We start from the raw sequence: 20,787 nt of genomic DNA on the forward strand, positions 1-20,787 counted from the left end.
TTTTAATTTCTTTTGAGTGTAAAATGCCCTTTTTTATCTATTACATTATCGTTAAGATCTTTTAATTTGGCATGGAACCAGTAGTCGTTAGAAGGGAGTTTAATGTTGTTATAAGTTCCATCCCAACCAAATTCTGAATTATTATCGTTTATGACATATAGAACTTTACCAAAGCGATTAAAAATTTTGATATCTATTTCTTTGAAGAAATTAGAACTTACCCCATAAACTTTCCAATAATCGTTAAACCCATCAGCATTGGGAGTTAAAAACTTAGGGTAGCCAATTATACTAGCTGAGGCTTTAGTAGGGCTTTCACATTTATTAATATCTCTTATATAAATAGTGGCAATTCCCGGTTGTACATTGTTAAAAGAGTGAGAAGTTCCATTTCCAACATAAGTAGTACCATCTAAAGAAAATTCATAGCTACTATCTCCATCAATACTAATATAAACACTGTTGTCGGTTTCGCTTTGAACATTTACTTCAACATTTAAAATCTCTGGAGGTGGAGGATAGTTAACTGTAAAATTTTTAGAGTTTGAACATTCTATACCATTTACTGTTTTGTAAACTGTTAAAGAAAATTCACCAGCTCTAGTTAATGGAAAGTTACTGTTTGTACTAACTATAGAGTTGTTTTCATCTTTCCATTCGAAACGATTATTAGAAGAATCAGCCGTTAATATAACAGGGGGATGGTCGGAAGGGCTAACACAAATAGTATAGTTGTTTTTTAAGTTAATTCGAGGAGAATTTACTATCAAATCGATAGGGGATATTCCAGAACAACCATTTTTATTCTCTATTTTTAACCAGATAGTTGTGGTAGAGGAATTGAAAATTTTGGGTAGCTTGTTAGTAGACTTTTGAGCATCTTTATAAGTCGGATAAAAAGTTAATTTGTCTGATGTAGAAAGATTAAAGTCATTAATAAGTTCGTCCTTTTTTTTATTTAGGTCAAAAAATCCATATCCACTATTAACAGAGTTTTTAGTATCCTCACAAGTTGTAATAGGAGAGATATTAAGGGAAGGTTTAAATAAAGTTTCAATAGTGAAGCTTTCAATTTCAAAGCACCCTTTTACACTCGTTGCTTTTGTATAAATAACCTGTGGGTTACTTTCATTGTAAAAGTTTTCAGGATCTAAAATTTCATTTGTATTATTTTCAGCGTCAGATAAATTTTTGTAAAATTTATAGGTGAGTGTAGTATCAGTTGAGATTTCATTAGCAATATTATTCAAGTTAAATAAACTACTACCATCATTGTTGTTATCACACTGAATGATTTCTTGATTAGGAGTCAAATTTGGTAGTGGGTAAACAGTAATTTTTTTATAGAGTGGAATATTCTGGTTATTAATATTGATTATAGCAGATACTGTATATTCTCCTGTGGCAGTATATGCATGTTCGGGCGCTATATCACTACTAGTATTTCCATCTCCAAAATCCCAAACTACACTATTTATAGGAGCATAGGAGTCAAGAGAAAAAGTGAATGTATCAAAAAGACATTGGTTTTCTTTAGTAATTATTCTATTTCTAAAGAAAGATTGGATAAAGTTGGGTAATCCTTTTAAAGATTTACTTTTATCTAAATCAATAGAATTTTCAATAAAAACTGCTTTTGAAGCCATTCTTTCTGGAAATCTAATTTCACTTAACTGATTTGTATACTCTAATTGTTGATCATTTATTTTTGCTTTAGATATATATATATTTCCGTTACTAGCTAATTGAAGAGAAAAAAACCTATACTTTGAAGATTCAAATAAACGAGTTTTTAAGTTTGAAAAAGAGCCGTCTTCTTTTTCAAATATGTATTGATAGATATAGCTTTTATGACCTATGTCACAAGAAAAATATAATATTTTAGAATTTTGAGCAAAGTCTATTCCATACGGTCTAGAAATATTAGGAAAAGTAAAAGAAGTTATTATTTTCCTGTTAAATAAAATTTCAGCATTTTTATTATTAAAATTATAAAGAGAAATAGCTACATCATAATCTGCAAGAGCAATGTATTTACCATTGGGAGAAACTTTTAAGCTTCCTTCAGTAATAAATGTTTCTTTTTGTTTAGATATAATAGGTGTGGGGTTAATACCATTACTATCAATCTTATAACACATAAATGTGTTTACGGGAAATTCAGGAAGTGGATTTTCACCACCGAAAGTAATAAGCCAGATATCTTTTCCATTGAAATGATGAACTGCTGAGATTTTTTCTGAAGCTGTATATCTTAGTAGCTTATTTTTAGTAGATATTTTTCCTAATGGATATTTATCTGAAAAAGTAACTTCCGAATAGTATACTCCTTGTACTAAGGATAATTCATAAGATATTTCTTTACGAGTTGTTATAATATAATATGTCTTTTTATCACTGGGTTTAGGTATTATTAAAATAGATTGAGTATTAGTTGTCTCTCCAGCTAAACCTTCTCCATTTATCATAATTTGATGATTTTTATTCCAAACTTTTTCTCCATTAGAGTAAAACAATAAGTTGCCATTTGAATCAGAGATAGAAGAACAACCAGCAGGTGTATTCATTAAACTATTGTTTGTGATATTTATTTTATTTTTATCAAACTTTAAACTAGCTTTATTACCAAAATACCAATTATCAGTTTCTCTTTGAGAAAAACATAAAACAGAGACAAATAATAAAAATAAAGTTATTAATTTATTCATAGCTAGTTAATTTTAATAAAAAGCTAATTTACAAAAAAGTAATGATTTTTTATTTTCATTAAAAACTGCTTTTCAATTTCCTAAATGTTATTTTCTCAACAAAGAAAAATACCCTGTTTTTTTTCGAGTTTTTCCATTTTTATCTATTAATTCAGCATTATACCAATAATCATTGGTAGGTAGGGTAGTGCCATTGTATACACCATCCCAACCAAGGTGGTTTTTGTCAGTAATTTCACTAATCAATTTTCCGAAGCGATTAAAAATTTGGACTTTAACAACATCATAATAGTCATTATCAACTCCTAAAACTTTCCATTTGTCAAAATGTCCATCTCCATTAGGGGTAAAATGACGTTGAAAATAGATAGTTGAAATTTTGTTAGATGTAGTAACTCCACATCCATTTCTGTCTCTAATAGAAATTGAGTTTAGTCCAGGTGGAATATTAGTAAAAGTGTATGTAAGGTTCTCATTACCCTTACTAAAATCACTGAGATTTGTACTATTTAAAGCGTATTCATAGTCTCCTAATCCATCAACAGTAATTTCAATCTTATTACTGTCTGGATTATCTTGATCGTCTACTGATTTAATATTTACAATCAACGCTTGGTTAGACTCTTTAACAAAAAATGTATTATATCCCATAAAAGGGGAACTGATATTTGGATGAGTTCTATAAGCTTCAACTTTATATTCACCAGCAGAGCTTGCGTTTAGAATTGAAGAGTTTTTACCTGAAATTAAACTTCCGTTTAGATACCATTTGTAAGTGTCCGTAGCATTTCCTGTATCGGCATTTAATGCAACTGTATGGGGTTTAGGATTTAACCTTGGGTTATCAATACATAAAATAATGTCATTCAGATTTCCTTGAGGAATAGGTAATTTTTCTACAAGTATTTTAAAATTACCAATTTTTTCACAAGATGTGACACCCTTATTTGAAATTCTTACATAGACATCTGAATTATTAGTAAATAAATCATCTTCATAAGGGGGAAGAATTTGGTTTATTTGTAAGGTTGCATCTTCTGCAGTTCTGTAATATTGAAAATCGTGAGTAACTTCAGATAATGAACCTCCAGAATTATTGATTATTTTTTGAGTTTTCAAGGAAAAATCAAAAAAGCTATTATCGGTACCTATACTAAATTTGGCATCAGGATTTGATGCGTTTTGGTCTAATTCACTAATATGTTCATCAGAGTAAATATTTAATCCAGTTGGGTTTACTTGTAATTCGATAATTTGAGTTTGATAACACTTAGTAGTATTGTTAGTTACTTTAACAGTTAATGAGTGATTAGTGGCTACCGAATTGATGTAATTACTCTTATTTAAAGGTCTTGTGAAATTAATATCTGAAGTTTCAAAAAAATCTATTGAAACATTAGAAGAATCATCAATCAAAGAAGCTTCTAAAAGTTCAAGGTTAAAGGCAGTGTATCCGTCATGATGATTATTATCAAAGTCACATTGTATGTAAGGCTGAATTGTATTAATTGTTGGTTTTGGTTCAAATGTTATTTGGACTTTACCAGTAAATGTTTTTTTACAATAAGAGTTAGATTCTATTTGTATTTCATATAAACCACTACCATAATTAGTATTATCAACTGTTAGAGCCCTAGTATTTGCTATTACTTTTCCATCTTTAAACCAAGTATATGTGTCGTTAGGGTTGTTCTTTTCTGGTACTATATTATAAGTTTCCCCAATACAAAAAACTTGATTAGTATTGTTTAAGACTTCGTTAGAACTCAAGTCGATTAACTTTACAGGAGCAAAAAAAGATTGAATAAAAGGTGGTAGCCCTTGTGAAGATAAGGCTCCTTTTAAGTCTATAGCATTTGAAGTAAATTGAATATTAGCAGCGTTGTCTTCTGGATTCTCTATAGCACCTAAATAATTTCTATCTGGAATAGAAGCATATATTTTTCCGTTTGGAGCTAATTGTAAAGCACCTCTATAACCTTGTTCTTGATGGATTTGGGTTTTAGTTTGTGTAATGTTAGCATCTAATAAATTATATTGAAAAACTCTGAAAGAGTTACTGTTTTCATGATATAAAGAAGCATATAGTTTTGTAGATTCTTGAGAGAATTCAACACCATAAGGGGAACCATCAGTTGGACCGTTTGTAAGAATTAGTCCTTTAGAAGCTACTTCACCTGTATCGTTATTAAAATCATACAACACTAGTCTTCCAGTTCCGTCATTTGTAAAGTCAGCTAACGCTATTTTTGTTCCATCAGGAGATACTTTTAAATACCCTCTTTTATCTCTTAAAAAATAAAATGAAGATGAGGTAACAGGGTTTGTAAAGTCTACTCCGTTTATATCAATCTTATAAGCATAAAAAGTATCTTGTACTATAGATAAAATCCATATTTCTTTACAATCTTTTCCTTGAACAGCTGTTACTTTTTCAGACCATTCTCTATCTCGTCCATTAGACAGGTTAATAGGTCCAGAAATAATTTCACCTCCATTTCCTTTAGAAATGTCGATGGTGTAAAACTTAAATCCTGGATTGTTGGGGTAAGGGAGATTACCAATAAAATCTGTACCTACTGTAAAAATGTAGTAAAGGTTTTTATCTTCTGGGTTCGGAACAATTAAACCAGATTGTGAGCTTGATGGGTTCCCCTCTAGATTATTAGCAAAACTACCGTTAGAGTAACGCATTAGTTCATGGTTTTTAGTCCAAACATTAATACCGTCTGAATAAAACAAAAGATTACCATTTTCGTCAGAAATAGAAGAACAGCCTTCATCGGTTCTCAATAAACCGTCATTTAAAGCTACCGGATTACTTGAGTTAAAGTCTAATCCTGCATTGTTCCCAAAATACCAAACATTAGCTTCTTTTTGACTATATAGAGATATAGAAGCTGTGATAAAAAACGTTAGTAGTAGTTTCTTCATTCAAATGAAATTATTTATACAAATAAAACAACTAAACTACATAAAACCCTCTACAAATCTCGTTTTTTTAACAAAGCATATGATGAATAAATAAAAATAGCTATCCAAATTAATACGATTGCTATGTTGAAGAGGCTAACTGAATAGTCTTTTGTAAAGTTTTCTCCTATTTGGTTAGCAACAGATTTAACAGCTCCTAATCGTGTAAATGGTTCTTTAATTAAATTAGCCATTGATTCTAGAGGGAAAAATTGCATGATTGAGTTTACAGCTTCATCAATACCTGTCTTTACGTTTCTAAATGTCCAGTATAAATACCCTTTAATTAAACTTTCAATAATTAACCAAACAATCATAGCAGCTACAGCAAAGGCAGATCGTTTAATTAAAACTCCTAGGAATAATCCAAAAGAGAAAAAACCTAAAAGCTTAATGAAAAAAGCAAATAAATAATCTAAGTCAGAAAATATAATTGCAATTTCATTAAAATCAGAATAGATTGCTCCAAGAATTAATGATACTATAAAAACAAAAATGGTAGAAATAAGAGCAAAAGCTATAACTGTATAAAACTTTGAAAGGATAAACTCTTTTTTACTTAGACCATCAATTAAGTTTTGTTTTAAAGTTTTGTAACTATACTCGTTAGCCATCATAGAAACGATAACTAATAGTAAGAAAAATTTAAAAATAGCTGCCATGTAGGTGTTAAAGTGCCATATATATGGAAAATTGAAAATTCCTTGTTCAGCTAAATGAAACTTAATGGGACCAATATCAAACTTTATTGCTGCAATTAAAGCAATAGAGGTTAATAAAGCGAAGTATATAATTGAGAGAACTTTACTAGCTCTGTTATATTTTAATTTATGAATTTCTATATTTAAAAGTCGTAACATGATGTAAGTTTATTGGTTGTTGGTTAGGTCTAAGAATTGTTGTTCTAAGCTAGGTTTACGTTTTACTAAATGAGAAAGAGAAACTCCTTTATTAAATAAAAACGTATTGATTTCTGACGCAGATAATTCTGAAGCTAGACTAGCTATTAAAACGCCATTTTCTTCTTTAATATTTCCTATAGCTGAATGATTTTCTAAAAGCTGTTTAAGTGTTTCTTGATTATCTGCTTGAAGTTCAAAAAAGCCGTTAGAAGCAGTCATTTCATCAACTCTACCGCTGTATAACTTTACTCCATTTCTTATTACTACTACATGAGAACATACTTTTTCAACCTCGTCGAGTAGGTGAGAGGCTAATAAAATTGTAGTTCCATTTTTAGCAATTTCTTTAATTATTTGACGAATTTCATGTATTCCTTGAGGATCTAGTCCGTTTGTAGGCTCATCTAAAATTAGAATTTCAGGATCATTTAGCAGAGCAGAAGCAATGGCCAAACGTTGTTTCATTCCTAAAGAGTAAGTTTTAAACTTGCTATTTCTACGCTCATAAAGGTTAACGGTTTTTAGTTTCTCTTCAATTTTATCGTATGAAACTCCTTTAATTTTACAAATTAATTGTAGGTTTTGAACAGCGCTCATGTATGGGTAGAAGTTAGGACGCTCTATAATTGCTCCTACTTTTTTTAACGCTTCGTGGGTGGATAATTTTCCATTGAACCAACTAAAGTTACCAGAGGTTTTATTTACTACATTTAAAATAATACCTAAAGTGGTAGACTTTCCACTTCCGTTAGGTCCTAAAATTCCATAAACAGTTCCTTTTTGAATATCGAAAGAAAGATTATTTACGGCATGAACTTTTCCGTATTTTTTATCGAGGTTTTGAATTGATAAAATTGTTTCCAAGCTATTTTGGTTTTTGTTGATTATATGTATTTGACGATTGATGCAAATTATTGTTACAATGTATAAAAAAGAAAAGACTTCTTAAGTTTAAGAAGTCTTTTGATGTTTTTTTAATGTATGAGTGGGTTATTTGTTGTCTATAAGTCTAAACCCTTCACCGTGAATGTTTAATATTTCAACATTTTCATCACTTTTTAAATATTTACGAAGTTTAGCAATGTAAACATCCATACTACGAGAGGTAAAATAATTATCGTCTCTCCATATTTTTGTCAATGCTAATTCACGAGGCATTAAGTCATTTTTATGAATAGCTAACATTCGTAAAAGCTTACTCTCTTTAGGTGATAGTTTTTGAGGTTCACCACCTTTGTAAGTTAAATGACGTAGTTTAGAGTTAAAGTCAAAAGCTCCAATTTTAAACTCAAACTCATCGCTATCGTTAGTTTTTTCAGTTTCTTTACGTTGTAAAATAGCTTTGATTTTATGTAATAAAACTTCAGAGTCAAAAGGTTTATTTAAATAATCATCAGCTCCTACTTGGTATCCTTTTAAAACATCTTCTTTTAGCGTTTTTGCAGTTAAGAAGATAATAGGAATTTCTTTGTTAGTTGCACGAATGTCTTCAGCTAAAGAAAAACCATCTTTACGAGGCATCATTACATCTAGAATGCATAAATCATATTCTGCATTTTTAAACATAATTAAGCCATCTATTCCATCTTTAGCATGTGTAACATTGTAATCATTCAATGCTAAATAATCTTTCAGAACTGTTCCAAAATTAGGATCATCTTCTACTAATAATATTTTTTTACTCCCCATTTTTTAATAATTTATATTAATGGTAATTTAACTGTAAATGTGCTTCCTTTACCTTTCTCACTTTCAACGTAAACGGTACCTTGATGGCTGTCTATAATTTCTTTTACATAAGCTAAGCCTAATCCATGACCTTTTACATTGTGTATATTCCCTTTATGTTCTCTATAAAACTTATCGAACACATACTTTTGAGCATTTCTGCTCATTCCTATCCCTTCATCTTTAATCTTAAAAATAAAGTATTTATTTGTGTTTTCAGTAAACACATCAATTTTTGGTGCGTTTTCTGAGTATTTTAATGCGTTTTCTAACATGTTAACCACAACATTTGTTAGGTGAAACTGATTTCCAAGAACTTCTGTTGAAATAGCTTCAAAATGAGTTGTAACACTTCCTTTTTTGTCATCGGTTAAGAGTTGAATGTGTTCAATAGCCTCTTCAATTATGTCGTGCATATCAACAGCATCCTTACTCATTTCAATTTGGTTCTTTTCTAATCTTGAAATTCGTAATACATTTTCTACTTGTCCATGCATGCGCTTATTTTCATCGCGAATCATTTGAACATATCGCTTAACCTTTTCTTCATCAGATATGATTTTTGGGTTTTTAATAGCATCTAAAGCTAGGTTGATAGTAGCAATAGGTGTTTTAAACTCATGTGTCATATTGTTAATGAAGTCTGTCTTTATTTCAGAGATCTTTTTTTGACGAATAAGTTGATATAACGATGTAGAAAAAGCGGCGATGATAATTCCTATAAAAAATAAGGAAAGTATCAGTACTTTCATCATACCTGAAAGTAGATTCTTCTTTTCGTTAGGAAATTTAACATATAACTTATATTTACTATTTCCATTTTCATCTTCCAGCAATGGGTAGTTAATATCTTCCGGTTGTATGTTAAAATATCCAGACTTTAATTGTGTTGCTAAGCCATCTTCATAAACAACATATTTAAAGTCTTGTGTAATATTCATCTTAGCAAACTCTTCTTTAAGTGTATTGCTTAATTCTTTATTGCTTATTCTTTGATTAATAGGAAACACAGCTTTACTTCGTCTAAAGGCATGTTCCATTACTTCATCATTCCATGTACTATATATTCTGAAAGAAGAATGGCGGCTTTCATCTAAAAAAGGCTTGAAATCTTTACTTTCAGATTTTATTATTTGAGAAAAATAAATGTCTTCTTTTCCCGAGTAACGTTTTATAATGATGGAATCATTATCAACAAAATCACTGGGCATTTTAATACTCTCTTCTAAAATAGTACTACCAAAAGAAAACTTTTTTTTGCTTACTGTATCAACTTGTTGAAAAAGAAAAGTTGTTATTTCAGCTTCAGTTCTAAACTTATCATTTTCAAAATAGTCTTTATAATTTTGCTGAAACTCTAGATACTCTCTTTCTTTTATATTTTCAGAGGTACGAGCTAAAGCAATTTTTACGTTGTTCTTAAATTGTTCTTTTTTATTTTTAATAGCATCATTTATCCAATATACTTGAATAGAGATGATTCCTATTAAAGAAATACTCATTAAAACAACAATGAGAATAAAAATTTTCTTACCCATTATTCAAAAATAAATTAATAAAATTTAGGCGTATAATCTTTTAACTTAGATTAACAAAGTTACTATAAAATTAAGATAATTTTAACAGAAAGGATTAACAAAGCGTAAATTAACTTCTCTTTTTTGTTAAAGAATTGTGGATTTTTAAGACTTGTTCTTTTGAGTTTGTAAGTGTAAGGTTTTCAATTAAGTAGTTAGATTGAAGTGTTTTTTTAGTTTCGTTCCACTGATTTTTTATTCTATTTTTTACATTTTCAATTGTTGAGTTATCTCTTTTAATAACTCGGTCAATTCTTATATTTTCAGGAGCGGTAACTGTAATAATTTTATCACAAAAAGAGTCACTTCCGTTTTCAAAAAGAATTGCGTTCTCATATAGGATATAGTTTTTATTACTATTTTCTTTTATAAAGTTTTGTAAATGCTCATTAACAACTGGGTGTACAATAGCATTAAGAATAGCTAGCTTTTCTTTATTGTTAAAAACGATTGAAGCTAAGTAAGCTCTGTTTAGTTTATTATTAGTATACACTTGCTCACCAAATTCGGTGATTAATTGAGTTTTAATTTTAGGCGATGTTACCATTAATTTTTTTGCTTCATCATCAGCAATATAAATGGCGATATTTTCAAACTCTGAAAACATTTTAACTATGGTAGATTTTCCGCTACCTATACCACCTGTTAGACCTACTACCATACTATTCGTATATTAAAAAATCAATTTTATTAGGAACTACCCTTACTAATGTAACCATATCTGGAAGATCTTTTATTTTAGGAGTAAGATAATTGATGTCTTTGTCTTTAGACTGTAGGTAATCGCACTCAACTTTAAATAAATCAGGAGTTACTTCATTAAAATTTTGCAAACCTACTTTATAGATAATCCTAACTTTTTTTGGAAAGACGTTGATTCCTTTAGGAGCATTTTTAACAAATACAGGAACCTCTATTTCACCTTCGGTAAATTTATCAACATGAATGTTAATTTCAGCTTTAGAGTGACTTGATTTAAGTTGTACGTTTTCAGGAAAAATAATAGGAGAGGAGATAGTAGTACTCTTAGATAAGTTTTCCAAAGTTATACTTTCTAAGTTTAGAAAGTCGGTTTTAGCAACATAGGTTTCATCACCGGAAATTAAAACACTATCAGGAACAATAGTTACTGGTTTAGAAAGATCATAACCTAATTGGAAAGAAATGTTTAAGTTAGGTTTTAAAGGAACTTTTTTAGAACTAAGAGTACCAATTTTTAAAGGAATAGTGTCTTCTTTAATTTCAATTAACTCAATACTAGATTTTAGTTGTTCTTGAACTTCAGAAATTAGATCTTTAGATAAAAAATAATAATTAGTACCAGTATTTCTTGAAGCTTTATTAATGTTTAGTTTAATGGGTTTATGGTTAATGCTGGCAACTAGTAGATTATACCCACTACTTTTTAGTTTTAAAGAAAGATTGTTAATAGGTGTTTCTATTAATGTTTTTTGTTGTGGTAATTGCGTATACTCAACATCATATACTATGGTTGTGTCATATTCTTTTGACAGGTTAATAAGTAGCCAAAAAAATATTGAAGCAGTTAAAAAACCAAAGAAAGTTTTAGGTATGTTAAATTTTGTTTTCAAGAAATAATTTATTGATGCAATCTACGTAAAAAACAAAAAAGTGAGCTCATGAGCTCACTTTTTTATAAAATTGTATACTGTTATTTTTTAGTTTCAGTAATGTATTTTTTACTCATTTCCATAGAAATGGCAGAACGTTCAAACTTTATTTTACCAGCTCCTGTTTCAATAGTAACAGTGTTGTCAGTATCATTAATTTCAACAATTTTACCATGAATTCCGCTAGTTGTAACTACTTTAGCTCCTTTTTTAATTTCTGTTTGAAATTGTTTTTCCTTTTTTTGACGTCTCATTTGTGGACGAATAATTAAAAAATAAAAAACGGCAATCATTGCCACAAAAGGAAGCATGTTCATTAAACTTTCTTGTGAGCTAGCTTGTAAAAAAATGGTTGTAAACATTATGAGTTCTTCTTTTTAGGAGTTACCATTCCAGAAATCTTAATAACCTCTCTACCTTTTTCTGTATTGGTAGTTAAAGTGATAGATTTAGATTGTTTGTTAACTCTTCCGTTAGTATTAAAGCTAACTTTAATATCTCCTGTTTCACCTGGAGCAATAGCTTCTTTTGGCCATACAGGAACAGTACATCCACATGATGCTTGCGCATTCGTAATAATTAAATCGCTTTTACCAGTATTTGTTACTACGAAGGTAGTTTTAACAACCTCTCCTTCGTTAACAGTACCAAAGTCAAACTCTTCTTTGTCAAAAGAAATAACAGGCGAGCCTAAACCAATAGAGCTATCCCTTTTTTCTGCGTTTTCAACATTTTCTTTTTTAACTTTTGATGAAGCATTTCCTTGTCCGCAAGAAACTAACATTCCAGCTGAAACAACAAATGCTACTATTACTGCTATTTTCTTCATTTTAAAATATTTTTAGTTTGTTGTAAAAATACTAATTTATTATAATAAACCTCTACCAATTTTAACCATCTTGTTTGAACTTAGATAGTCTTTGGCTAATTTATCTAAAACACCATTAATAAAGTAACCACTTTTGTTTGTTGAATAATCTTTTGCTAATTCAATATATTCATTAATGGTAACTCTGCTTGGAATAGAAGGGAAGTGTAAAAACTCTGTAATTGCCATCTTGATGATAATCATGTCAATATCGGCAATTCTATCAGCTTCCCAGTTAGGAGTTTTCTCTTTAATGTCTTCTTCATATTTATGCTGATGTAACATTGTTTTTGTAAATAAATCAGAAACAAAAACCTTATCATCATTATCTTTATACAAACTTCCTAATATAAATGGCTTATTTGCTTTTTGTTTGTTTAAAGATTTAAGAATCCAAGTATTCACAAAAGGAATATCATCAACCCAAGAAATCATTTTGTCTTCAAAATAATCAGCTAATTTTTCATTAGGAGCTACTATTTCTCTGAAAAAATCAATAACAAAAGCTCTATCTACATTATAAGAATCTTCAACAGTGTCCATGTACTTTTTGTAGATGTCACTTTTCTTTAATTCATCTAATAAGATTTTTACGTATTCATCATCAAGATCCCAATAATTTAGCTTATTAAGCTCAACATACCCCTCTAAACTTACACTTTCGTTAAGCGAGTTTAAAAGTTTATTATCTATAAATTTTGTATTAGGGTTGAGTTCTTCTTTTGTAGCTAGTATTTTCTTTTTAGAAAGCTCTATTCTCTTACGAGCTAATTTTTGTACTTCAACTAATAATTGAAGGTTTAAAACGTACAAATCGTACATTTTTTGAATGCTATGTTTTAAGAATTTTTCTTCCTTAACTAAATCATCGCTATGCGATTGTTGCATCGCATAAACCGATTGCATTACTTTAACACGAATATGTCTTCTGTTAATCATTCTAAAGAACTTTAAAAAAAAGAGCGATAGAAACCATTTCTAACGCTCTGCAAAAGTAAAACTTTTTTATTTTTTATCTAGCTATTTTGCTCTTTTTTGCGAGCATCAATTCTTGCTTGTGCAATATTGAAAGCAGCTTGATGTGTAGTTATATTCTCTTTTTCTGATAAATTGAAAATTTCTAATGTAGTATTATAAATGTTTTCAGTTCTTTTTAAGCTTTCTGCTTTATCGTAACCAACAACCTCTGCATATACATTAATAATTCCACCAGCGTTAATTAAGAAATCAGGAGCATAAGCAATTCCTTTTTCTTTTAACATTGTACCGTGTTTTAACTCGTTGGCTAATTGGTTGTTAGCTGCACCAGCAATAACTTTAGCTTTTAATTGAGCAATACTTTCATCATTAATAGTAGCACCTAAAGCACATGGAGCGTAAATATCAACATCTAATCCAAAAATGTCATTACCTAACACCACGTTAGCACCATATTTTTTACTTAACTCTTCTAAACGAGCTTCATTAATATCATTTAAAATAACTTGTGCTCCTTCATCAGTAATATGCTTTACTAAAGTTTCACCAACATGACCAACACCTTGAACTAATACTTTTTTACCGTCTAAGTTCTCAGTTCCAAATTTGTATTTAGCAGCAGCCTTCATTCCCATATAAACACCATAAGCAGTTACAGGAGAAGGGTTTCCAGAACCTCCAATACTTTCAGAAACACCTGTTACGTGTGGAGTAACTTCACGGATAATATCCATGTCACGAGTTTCCATTCCAACATCTTCAGCAGTAATATATTTTCCACCTAAAGAATTAACAAACTCACCAAATTTACGCATTAAAGCGTCGTTTTTTTGAGTTTTAGCATCACCAATAATAACTGCTTTACCACCACCAAGGTTTAATCCAGTAATAGCAGACTTGTAAGTCATACCACGAGACAAACGTAAAACATCGTTTAAAGCTTCCCATTCACTTTTATATTGCCACATTCTAGTACCTCCTAAAGCAGGTCCTAAAGTTGTGTTATGGATACCGATAATTGCTTTTAAACCTGTATCTTCGTCGTTGCAAAAAACGATTTGCTCGTGATTGTCAAAAGATAACTGACCAAACACTGGGTCATTCTTAAGATCTTTAGTATCAATGATTTCTGATGTCATTTGTTTTATTTTTTAATTTGAGATGATTTGGACAATCTCAAAAATTCGAGGGCAAAAATAAGAAATCGTTAAAACATAAGCAAAAAAAGTGGTCTTAATTAAGGTATCTTTAACAGGACCCCTTTATAAAGTTTAATTTTTATAATAGAATAGAATTGAAAGCATTACAATACTTAAACAAGTACTTTGTTAAATACAAATGGAGGTTATTACTAGGAATTTTAATTACGATATTATCAAAAATACTAACGCTAAAAATTCCTGATTTTGTTGGAGACTCTTTAAATGTTGTAGAAGATTATCAGTTAGGGAAAATAACTGAAATGTCTGAAGTAAAAAGTATCCTTTTCAAGAACATCTTACTTATAATAGGAGTAACCTTATTAGGCGGTTTTTTTACTTTTTTAATGCGTCAAACTATTATAGTAATGTCTCGATTAATAGAGTTTGATTTAAAAAATGAGATTTACCAACAATACCAACGACTATCACTTAATTTTTATAAGCAAAATAGAACAGGTGATTTAATGAACCGTATAAGTGAAGATGTGTCTAAGGTTCGTATGTATTTTGGACCAGCTATTATGTATTCATTAAATATGTTGGTTTCTTTTGCAGTTGGATTTACCCAAATGTATGCGATATCACCAAAACTTACTTTGTATACAATGATACCTTTTCCAGTATTATCGATATCAGTTTTTGTATTGAGCAAGCAAATAAATAAGCGAAGTACAGTAGTTCAGCAATACCTTTCAAAATTAACTACTTTTAATCAAGAATTTTTCTCTGGAATTAATGTGGTAAAATCATATGCAATAGAAAGTGCTGTGATTAAAAATTTTGATACGTTGGCTGATGCAAGCAAAGACAAAAACATTAACTTATATAAAGTACAGGCATTATTTTTTCCATTAATGATTTTATTAATAGGAATTAGTAACATTATCGTTTTGTATGTTGGTGGTACATTATATATCAATGGAGAAATTCAAGTAGGAGCCATTGGTGCTTTTGTTATGTATGTAAATATTTTAACGTGGCCAGTAGCTGTAGTTGGTTGGGTAACTTCCATGGTACAGCAGGCAGAAGCTTCTCAAGAAAGAATAAATGAATTTTTAGAACAAGTTCCTGAAATTAAAAATGCAAATGAAGAAGAAACTGTAATAGAAGGAGAAATAGAGTTTAAGCATGTTTCGTTAACTTATGAAGACACAAATATCACAGCTTTAAAAGATGTGAGCTTTAAAGTAGAAAAAGGAGAAACATTAGCAATATTAGGAAAAACAGGAAGTGGTAAGTCGTCTATTATTAATTTAGTTTCACGTTTGTATGATACTACAGGAGGAACTGTGTTAATGGATGGAAAAGATATTAAAACCTGTAATTTATATGATATAAGAAACCAAATAGGTTTTGTACCGCAAGAACCATTTTTATTTTCAGATACCATTGAAAATAATATAAAATTTGGTAAAGAAGATGCTACTGAAGAAGAAATTATTGAAGCGGCTAAAAATGCTGTTATACACGATAATATTATCGATTTTAAACAAGGCTATAAAACTATTTTAGGAGAACGTGGTGTTACGCTTTCTGGAGGACAGAAGCAACGAACTTCTATTGCAAGAGCAATTATAAAAGACCCTAAGATTTTAATTTTTGATGATTGTTTATCAGCAGTAGATACTGAGACAGAAGAAAGAATTTTATCAAATTTAGAACGAGTTTCTAGTGATAAAACAACCATAATAATAAGCCATAGGGTATCGTCAGCAAAAAATGCAGATAAAATAATTGTACTAGATAACGGAAAGATAATTCAGCAAGGTGTTCATAATCAATTAGTAAAACAAGAGGGTTATTACAAAGAGTTGTATGAGCAGCAGCTTTTAGAAAAAGAAATATAGCATTTCGTATTGTCAAGTCAAATATTTTGTTAGATTTGTTGAGAAAATTTAAGTAAACAACTATTATTTTAAGTAGCGAATTATGAGCGAGAGAGTAGAACAAGAGGAAATCTTTTCACAGGTTTTAAGAGCAGGAAGAAGAACATATTTTTTTGATGTTAGATCTACAAAGGCAGATGATTATTATTTAACAGTGACAGAGAGTAAGAAGTTTACTCACGATGATGGTTCTTTTCACTATCAAAAGCACAAAATTTATTTATATAAAGAAGATTTTAGCGACTTTAAAGAAATGTTGAATAAGGCAACAGACTTTATAGTAAACGAAAAAGGAGCTGAAGTAATCAGCGAGCGTCATCAAAAAGACTATAAAAAAGAAGAAAACGTAGCAACAGAAGCAACTTCAACAGAAAGTTTTACTGACGTTTCTTTCGACGATATTTAAGCAGAAGAAACTGTTTTGCATAACTCTAAACACAAATGTATAATTTGTGTTTAGAAGCCATGTTGTGCAGAAAAAAATCAATTCAAATTCAATTTACACTAGAAAAACCGCCAGTTGTTGCACAGCAATTGGTGGTTTTTTACTTTTTACATAAGTGATTTTATTTTGTTTGGTAGTTTTGATGCGAATTCAACCAGCTGCTTATAAGTTAAAGTTCTACCTACTCTACTATTAAGTTTATCTTCACGCTGGCTAATCCTAAGTAATTTTTGTTTCATAGGAAAGCTAGTTTTTGAGTTCTCCTAAATATAATAAAAAAAACTGAATTTCAATGGGTTATGTTGTGTTTGAGCTAAAGTATTTTATCAGATAGTTGTTTTTCTTATAAAACTTTTTTCATGGTAGTTGTTTTCGCAACCGTTTCTTGCCATTCTTTTACAGGATTACTGTCGCGTGTAATTCCTCCACCAACATAAATATTTACAGTCTTATTAGAAACCTCCATACAACGAAGATTAACAAACAAATTACTTTCTTTATCGTTAATGTTTAACTCTCCTAAAAAACCCGTGTAAAAGCTCCTATGGTAGCTTTCATTATCTAAAATAAACTGTTTTGATGTTTCTAAAGGCAATCCGCAAACAGCAGGAGTAGGATGCAAACTTTTAATTAATGAAGCAGTATTAGTTTTTAATTTACCATTAAGTATAGTTCTTAAATGAAGTAACTTTCCAGCTTTAATAGTTTCTATACCTGATGTAGTAATTTCTGAAGATATATCAGATAATCTGTCAATGATGTAATCAGTTACAAACTGTTGTTCTTCTAACTCTTTTGGTTGCCAAGTAACATTAGTTGTGTCATTGTAAACTTGTGTTCCGGCCAAAGCCATAGTAGTAAAATTCTTATTTTGAATACTAACTAAGGTCTCTGGAGTAGCTCCTAACCACATCCCAACCTTAGGATGATACCATACATATACAAAAGCAGTATGGTAGCTGTTTAAGAGTTTTTGAAATGTTTCAATAAGGTTAAAGTCAGATAACTCAACTTTTTCCTTTCTAGATAGCACCACTTTTTTAAACTCCTGGTTTTTAATAGCAGCTATTCCTTTTTCAACCAGTTGAATGTGATTTTCTTCAGAAGTTGTATCAGGGTTATGATTTGTGTTGCTAGTTAGAGAACCATTAATAGTAGTACCTTCTTCAATGTAGGTAGATTGATTTTTAGGAATTAAGATAGCATCCTCTTTATTATCAAACGGAGCAAAAATAAATCCACTTTCACTATAATCTTTCGAGGTAATTAAGTTATTATTCTGTTGAAACCACCCCTTAATTGTAGAACAGTTAGGTTTTCTATACGTAACAAAAGGTAATTGTTTGTCTAAAGTTTCTTTTATGTTTGAAAAAATACTCAATCTAGTTGTTGTATTAAAAGTTCTTTAATCGTGTCAAATTTACTCCAAATAAATCCATGGCCAGCATCAGAAATGCTAATTAACTCAAACTGATTTTTAGGAAACCGTTCTTTTAAAAATAAAGAGTTTTCAAAAAGAACAATCCAATCATTGGTTCCATGAATGCTTACTATGTTGTTAGGAGTAGAATTCCAGTTGTTTTCAAAAAGTTGTAAATCTTGTTTATGAGATAACTTTTCTTTGCTAGCTTCTTGCCAAATGGGTGGAACCAACCATCGAGTAAGCTTCCACTTATATAAATTTAAAGACCATGGCATAGGTTCTATTTCGCTATACACTGCTGGAGCCAACAAAATCACTTTCCGAATCTTTTGTTGTATAGCCAAAGCAATAGGGCCGCCATAAGAGTAGCCTACTAGTATTGTTTTGTTGGGGTTATAGTCTTGTAAGATACTCTTTAACATATCACGTTCAAAAGCAATACTTTCTTGAACAGGGTTTTTGTCTTGATAATTATAACCAATCCTGTCGTATGAAATCATGTTTACTTTACTAAGCAATACACTGTCTTTCATATATCTTACGAAATCAGTAGAAGAACCTATGGTTCCATGAACAAAAATGAGTGTAGGTAAAGTTGTGTCTTTTATAATGGAAAGTTTCCTAAACTCAAACCCTTTAAAGTTTTCATGAGTGAGTATAGGAGTGTGAGAACTATCCGAAAACTTTTCAAGTACTTTTGTATCAGATTTTGGAGCAGAAAAATTCCAGAATAAATAATACAAAATAAGAAAGAGCACAAAGAGAGTAACTCCAACAATTTTTAAGATTTTCTTTAACAATTTCATGCTACTGTTTATCTAAAACAATATTGGTAATCTTACAAAGTGAAATCAAATTATCATCCTCATCAACAATTCTCACTTCCCATAAATGTGTAGTTCTACCTTTATGAATAGCTTTAGCGGTAGCAAAAACATGTCCTTCTCGCTTACTTTTGATATGATTGATGCTTAACTCAATTCCTTTTACAATTTTAGAAGAATCTCTTAAGAAAAAAGCAGAAGCACAACTACCTACCGATTCAGCTAGGGCAGCTGTTGCTCCACCGTGTAATATTCCATAAGGTTGATGTACTTTAGGAGTTACAGGCATCTTTGCTGTAATAAAATCATCTCCTAAATCAACAAACTCTATTTCTAAAGTTTCCATTAAGGTGTTTTTATTGCAGTTGTTTAAGATTGTAAGAGATTCTTGCTTGTTCATTTTTACTAGAAATTATCACCCAAAAATACGTATTTTTGCATTGAATAAAAATGATAGAATGTATAAAGTACGCGTAATTTTAGATACGAAAGAAGATGTAATAAGAACCCTATTGATAAATGAAAAAACATCGTTAGAAAACCTACACTTTGATATTGCAAAAGCGTTTGGTTTTAACGGACAAGAAATGGCTTCTTTTTACCGTACCGATGAAGATTGGAATCAAGGAGAAGAAATTCCACTATTTAATATGTCAGAAACAGGTGATGGAATCTCAATGGCAACATGTATTTTAGAAGAAACCTTACCAAATCAACACGATAAGTTAATTTATGTGTATGATTTCTTACAAATGTGGACGTTTTATGTAGAGTTGATAGAACAGTCAAACGAAGCAGTAACTGAAACAAAAATGATTTTATCTGTTGGAGAAATCCCAGAAGAAGCTCCAGAAAAAGAATTTAAAGCAGAAGATCTTTCAAAAAATATAGACGATGAAATTGATGATGAATTCAATAATTTTGAAAGTCTAGATGATTTTGACTTTGATAATTATTAAGCTATGGCACAATTTATAAAATTGTATAACGACAACCCCAATCCAAAAGAGATTGAAAAAATTGTAAAAGTTTTACAAAATGGTGGGTTGATTATTTATCCAACCGATACTGTTTATGGTTTAGGTTGCGATATTACCAATACTAAAGCACTAGAAAAAGTAGCGAGAATAAAAAAAGTAAAGCCAGAAAAAGCTAATTTTTCGTTTGTTTGTAACGATTTGAGTCACTTATCAGATTATGTCAAACAAATTGATACAACCACCTATAAAATTTTAAAAAGAGCACTACCAGGACCATATACTTTTGTGTTACCAGGAAGTAATTCACTACCAAGAGCTTACAAAAAGCGTAAAACGGTAGGTATTCGTGTGCCAGATAATAATATTGCAAGAGCCATTGTAGCAGCTTTAGGGAACCCAATTGTATCTACGTCTATACATGACGAAGATGAAGTATTAGAATACACAACCGACCCTGAATTAATCTTCGAGAAATGGCAAAATATAGTTGATGTTGTAGTTGATGGAGGATACGGAGATAATCATGCGTCTACGGTAATCGATTTAACAACAGATGAGCCAGAAGTACTTCGTGAAGGAAAAGGAAGTTTGGATATTTTGTAACAGTAAGGCTTAGTTTAGATTTTAAAAAAATCACTTTCCATTTAAAAACACAATTCTTA

At 30.1% G+C, this 20,787-nt stretch carries 19 protein-coding genes; 4 read left to right on the forward strand and 15 right to left on the reverse strand.

Annotated elements, in window-relative coordinates; genetic code table 11:
- Nucleotides 1–2: 2 nt before the first annotated feature.
- From C8N27_RS08630 to C8N27_RS08685, 12 genes are all read right to left on the reverse strand, one after another.
- Nucleotides 3–2,708, reverse strand: coding sequence for an FIDD domain-containing protein (locus C8N27_RS08630; RefSeq protein WP_121147044.1), 2,706 nt, complete (start codon nt 2,706–2,708; stop codon nt 3–5).
- An 87-nt stretch (nt 2,709–2,795) separates the two neighbouring features.
- Entirely contained in the window at nt 2,796–5,642 is a 2,847-nt protein-coding gene (locus C8N27_RS08635) for a T9SS type B sorting domain-containing protein (RefSeq protein WP_121147045.1), read from the reverse strand.
- Nucleotides 5,643–5,692: 50 nt separating this feature from the next.
- A complete protein-coding gene (locus C8N27_RS08640) occupies nt 5,693–6,541 on the reverse strand; it encodes an ABC transporter permease (protein ID WP_121147046.1) in 849 nt (282 codons plus the stop codon).
- A gap of 9 nt (nt 6,542–6,550) precedes the next feature.
- Nucleotides 6,551–7,447: an ABC transporter ATP-binding protein gene (locus C8N27_RS08645; RefSeq protein ID WP_121147047.1), complete on the reverse strand. Its 897-nt coding sequence runs from the start codon at nt 7,445–7,447 to the stop codon at nt 6,551–6,553.
- A gap of 126 nt (nt 7,448–7,573) precedes the next feature.
- Nucleotides 7,574–8,272 (reverse strand): response regulator transcription factor, encoded by a 699-nt coding sequence (locus C8N27_RS08650; RefSeq protein WP_099216520.1) that lies wholly within the window; start codon nt 8,270–8,272, stop codon nt 7,574–7,576.
- 11 nt (nt 8,273–8,283) lie between these two features.
- Nucleotides 8,284–9,849 carry a sensor histidine kinase gene (locus tag C8N27_RS08655; protein WP_099216519.1) on the reverse strand — a complete coding sequence of 522 codons (1,566 nt, stop codon included), beginning with the start codon at nt 9,847–9,849 and terminating at the stop codon, nt 8,284–8,286.
- 109 nt (nt 9,850–9,958) lie between these two features.
- Complete coding sequence (coaE, locus tag C8N27_RS08660; RefSeq protein ID WP_121147048.1) at nt 9,959–10,549, reverse strand: dephospho-CoA kinase; 591 nt, start codon at nt 10,547–10,549, stop codon at nt 9,959–9,961.
- A 1-nt stretch (nt 10,550) separates the two neighbouring features.
- Nucleotides 10,551–11,480: a YbbR-like domain-containing protein gene (locus C8N27_RS08665; protein ID WP_121147049.1), complete on the reverse strand. Its 930-nt coding sequence runs from the start codon at nt 11,478–11,480 to the stop codon at nt 10,551–10,553.
- Between the two features lie 80 nt (nt 11,481–11,560).
- Complete coding sequence (gene yajC, locus C8N27_RS08670) at nt 11,561–11,881, reverse strand: preprotein translocase subunit YajC (protein WP_099216516.1); 321 nt, start codon at nt 11,879–11,881, stop codon at nt 11,561–11,563.
- Nucleotides 11,881–12,348: a DUF1573 domain-containing protein gene (locus C8N27_RS08675; protein ID WP_121147050.1), complete on the reverse strand. Its 468-nt coding sequence runs from the start codon at nt 12,346–12,348 to the stop codon at nt 11,881–11,883. The genes yajC and C8N27_RS08675 overlap by 1 nt, the downstream gene beginning before the upstream one ends.
- A gap of 39 nt (nt 12,349–12,387) precedes the next feature.
- Nucleotides 12,388–13,326, reverse strand: a complete 939-nt coding sequence (gene nusB / locus C8N27_RS08680; protein WP_121147051.1) for a transcription antitermination factor NusB — start codon at nt 13,324–13,326, stop codon at nt 12,388–12,390.
- Nucleotides 13,327–13,403: 77 nt separating this feature from the next.
- A complete protein-coding gene (locus C8N27_RS08685) occupies nt 13,404–14,504 on the reverse strand; it encodes a Glu/Leu/Phe/Val family dehydrogenase (RefSeq protein ID WP_099216513.1) in 1,101 nt (366 codons plus the stop codon).
- 155 nt (nt 14,505–14,659) lie between these two features.
- Here C8N27_RS08685 and C8N27_RS08690 point away from each other — a divergent pair, with 155 nt between their 5' ends.
- The gene (locus C8N27_RS08690; protein WP_099216512.1) at nt 14,660–16,414 is read left to right on the forward strand and encodes an ABC transporter ATP-binding protein; all 1,755 of its coding nucleotides are present in this window, start codon (nt 14,660–14,662) and stop codon (nt 16,412–16,414) included.
- A gap of 82 nt (nt 16,415–16,496) precedes the next feature.
- Nucleotides 16,497–16,859, forward strand: a complete 363-nt coding sequence (locus C8N27_RS08695) for a PUR family DNA/RNA-binding protein (protein ID WP_099216511.1) — start codon at nt 16,497–16,499, stop codon at nt 16,857–16,859.
- Between the two features lie 382 nt (nt 16,860–17,241).
- Here C8N27_RS08695 and C8N27_RS08700 read toward each other — a convergent pair whose 3' ends face one another.
- From C8N27_RS08700 to C8N27_RS08710, 3 genes are read right to left on the reverse strand one after another with little or no spacing between them, the layout of a single operon-like run.
- Nucleotides 17,242–18,279 carry a chorismate-binding protein gene (locus C8N27_RS08700; RefSeq protein ID WP_121147052.1) on the reverse strand — a complete coding sequence of 346 codons (1,038 nt, stop codon included), beginning with the start codon at nt 18,277–18,279 and terminating at the stop codon, nt 17,242–17,244.
- Nucleotides 18,276–19,127 (reverse strand): alpha/beta fold hydrolase, encoded by an 852-nt coding sequence (locus tag C8N27_RS08705; protein WP_121147053.1) that lies wholly within the window; start codon nt 19,125–19,127, stop codon nt 18,276–18,278. Before C8N27_RS08705 ends, C8N27_RS08700 begins: the two co-directional genes overlap by 4 nt.
- Nucleotide 19,128: 1 nt before the next feature.
- Nucleotides 19,129–19,545 (reverse strand): PaaI family thioesterase, encoded by a 417-nt coding sequence (locus C8N27_RS08710; RefSeq protein ID WP_121147054.1) that lies wholly within the window; start codon nt 19,543–19,545, stop codon nt 19,129–19,131.
- A gap of 58 nt (nt 19,546–19,603) precedes the next feature.
- Here C8N27_RS08710 and C8N27_RS08715 point away from each other — a divergent pair, with 58 nt between their 5' ends.
- Both C8N27_RS08715 and C8N27_RS08720 read left to right on the forward strand, forming a co-directional pair.
- Entirely contained in the window at nt 19,604–20,104 is a 501-nt protein-coding gene (locus C8N27_RS08715; RefSeq protein ID WP_121147320.1) for an IS1096 element passenger TnpR family protein, read from the forward strand.
- Between the two features lie 3 nt (nt 20,105–20,107).
- Nucleotides 20,108–20,728: an L-threonylcarbamoyladenylate synthase gene (locus C8N27_RS08720; protein WP_099216508.1), complete on the forward strand. Its 621-nt coding sequence runs from the start codon at nt 20,108–20,110 to the stop codon at nt 20,726–20,728.
- Nucleotides 20,729–20,787 lie beyond the last annotated feature (59 nt).

The organism is Tenacibaculum discolor (genome assembly GCF_003664185.1).
Taxonomy (GTDB): Bacteria; Bacteroidota; Bacteroidia; order Flavobacteriales; family Flavobacteriaceae; genus Polaribacter; species Polaribacter discolor.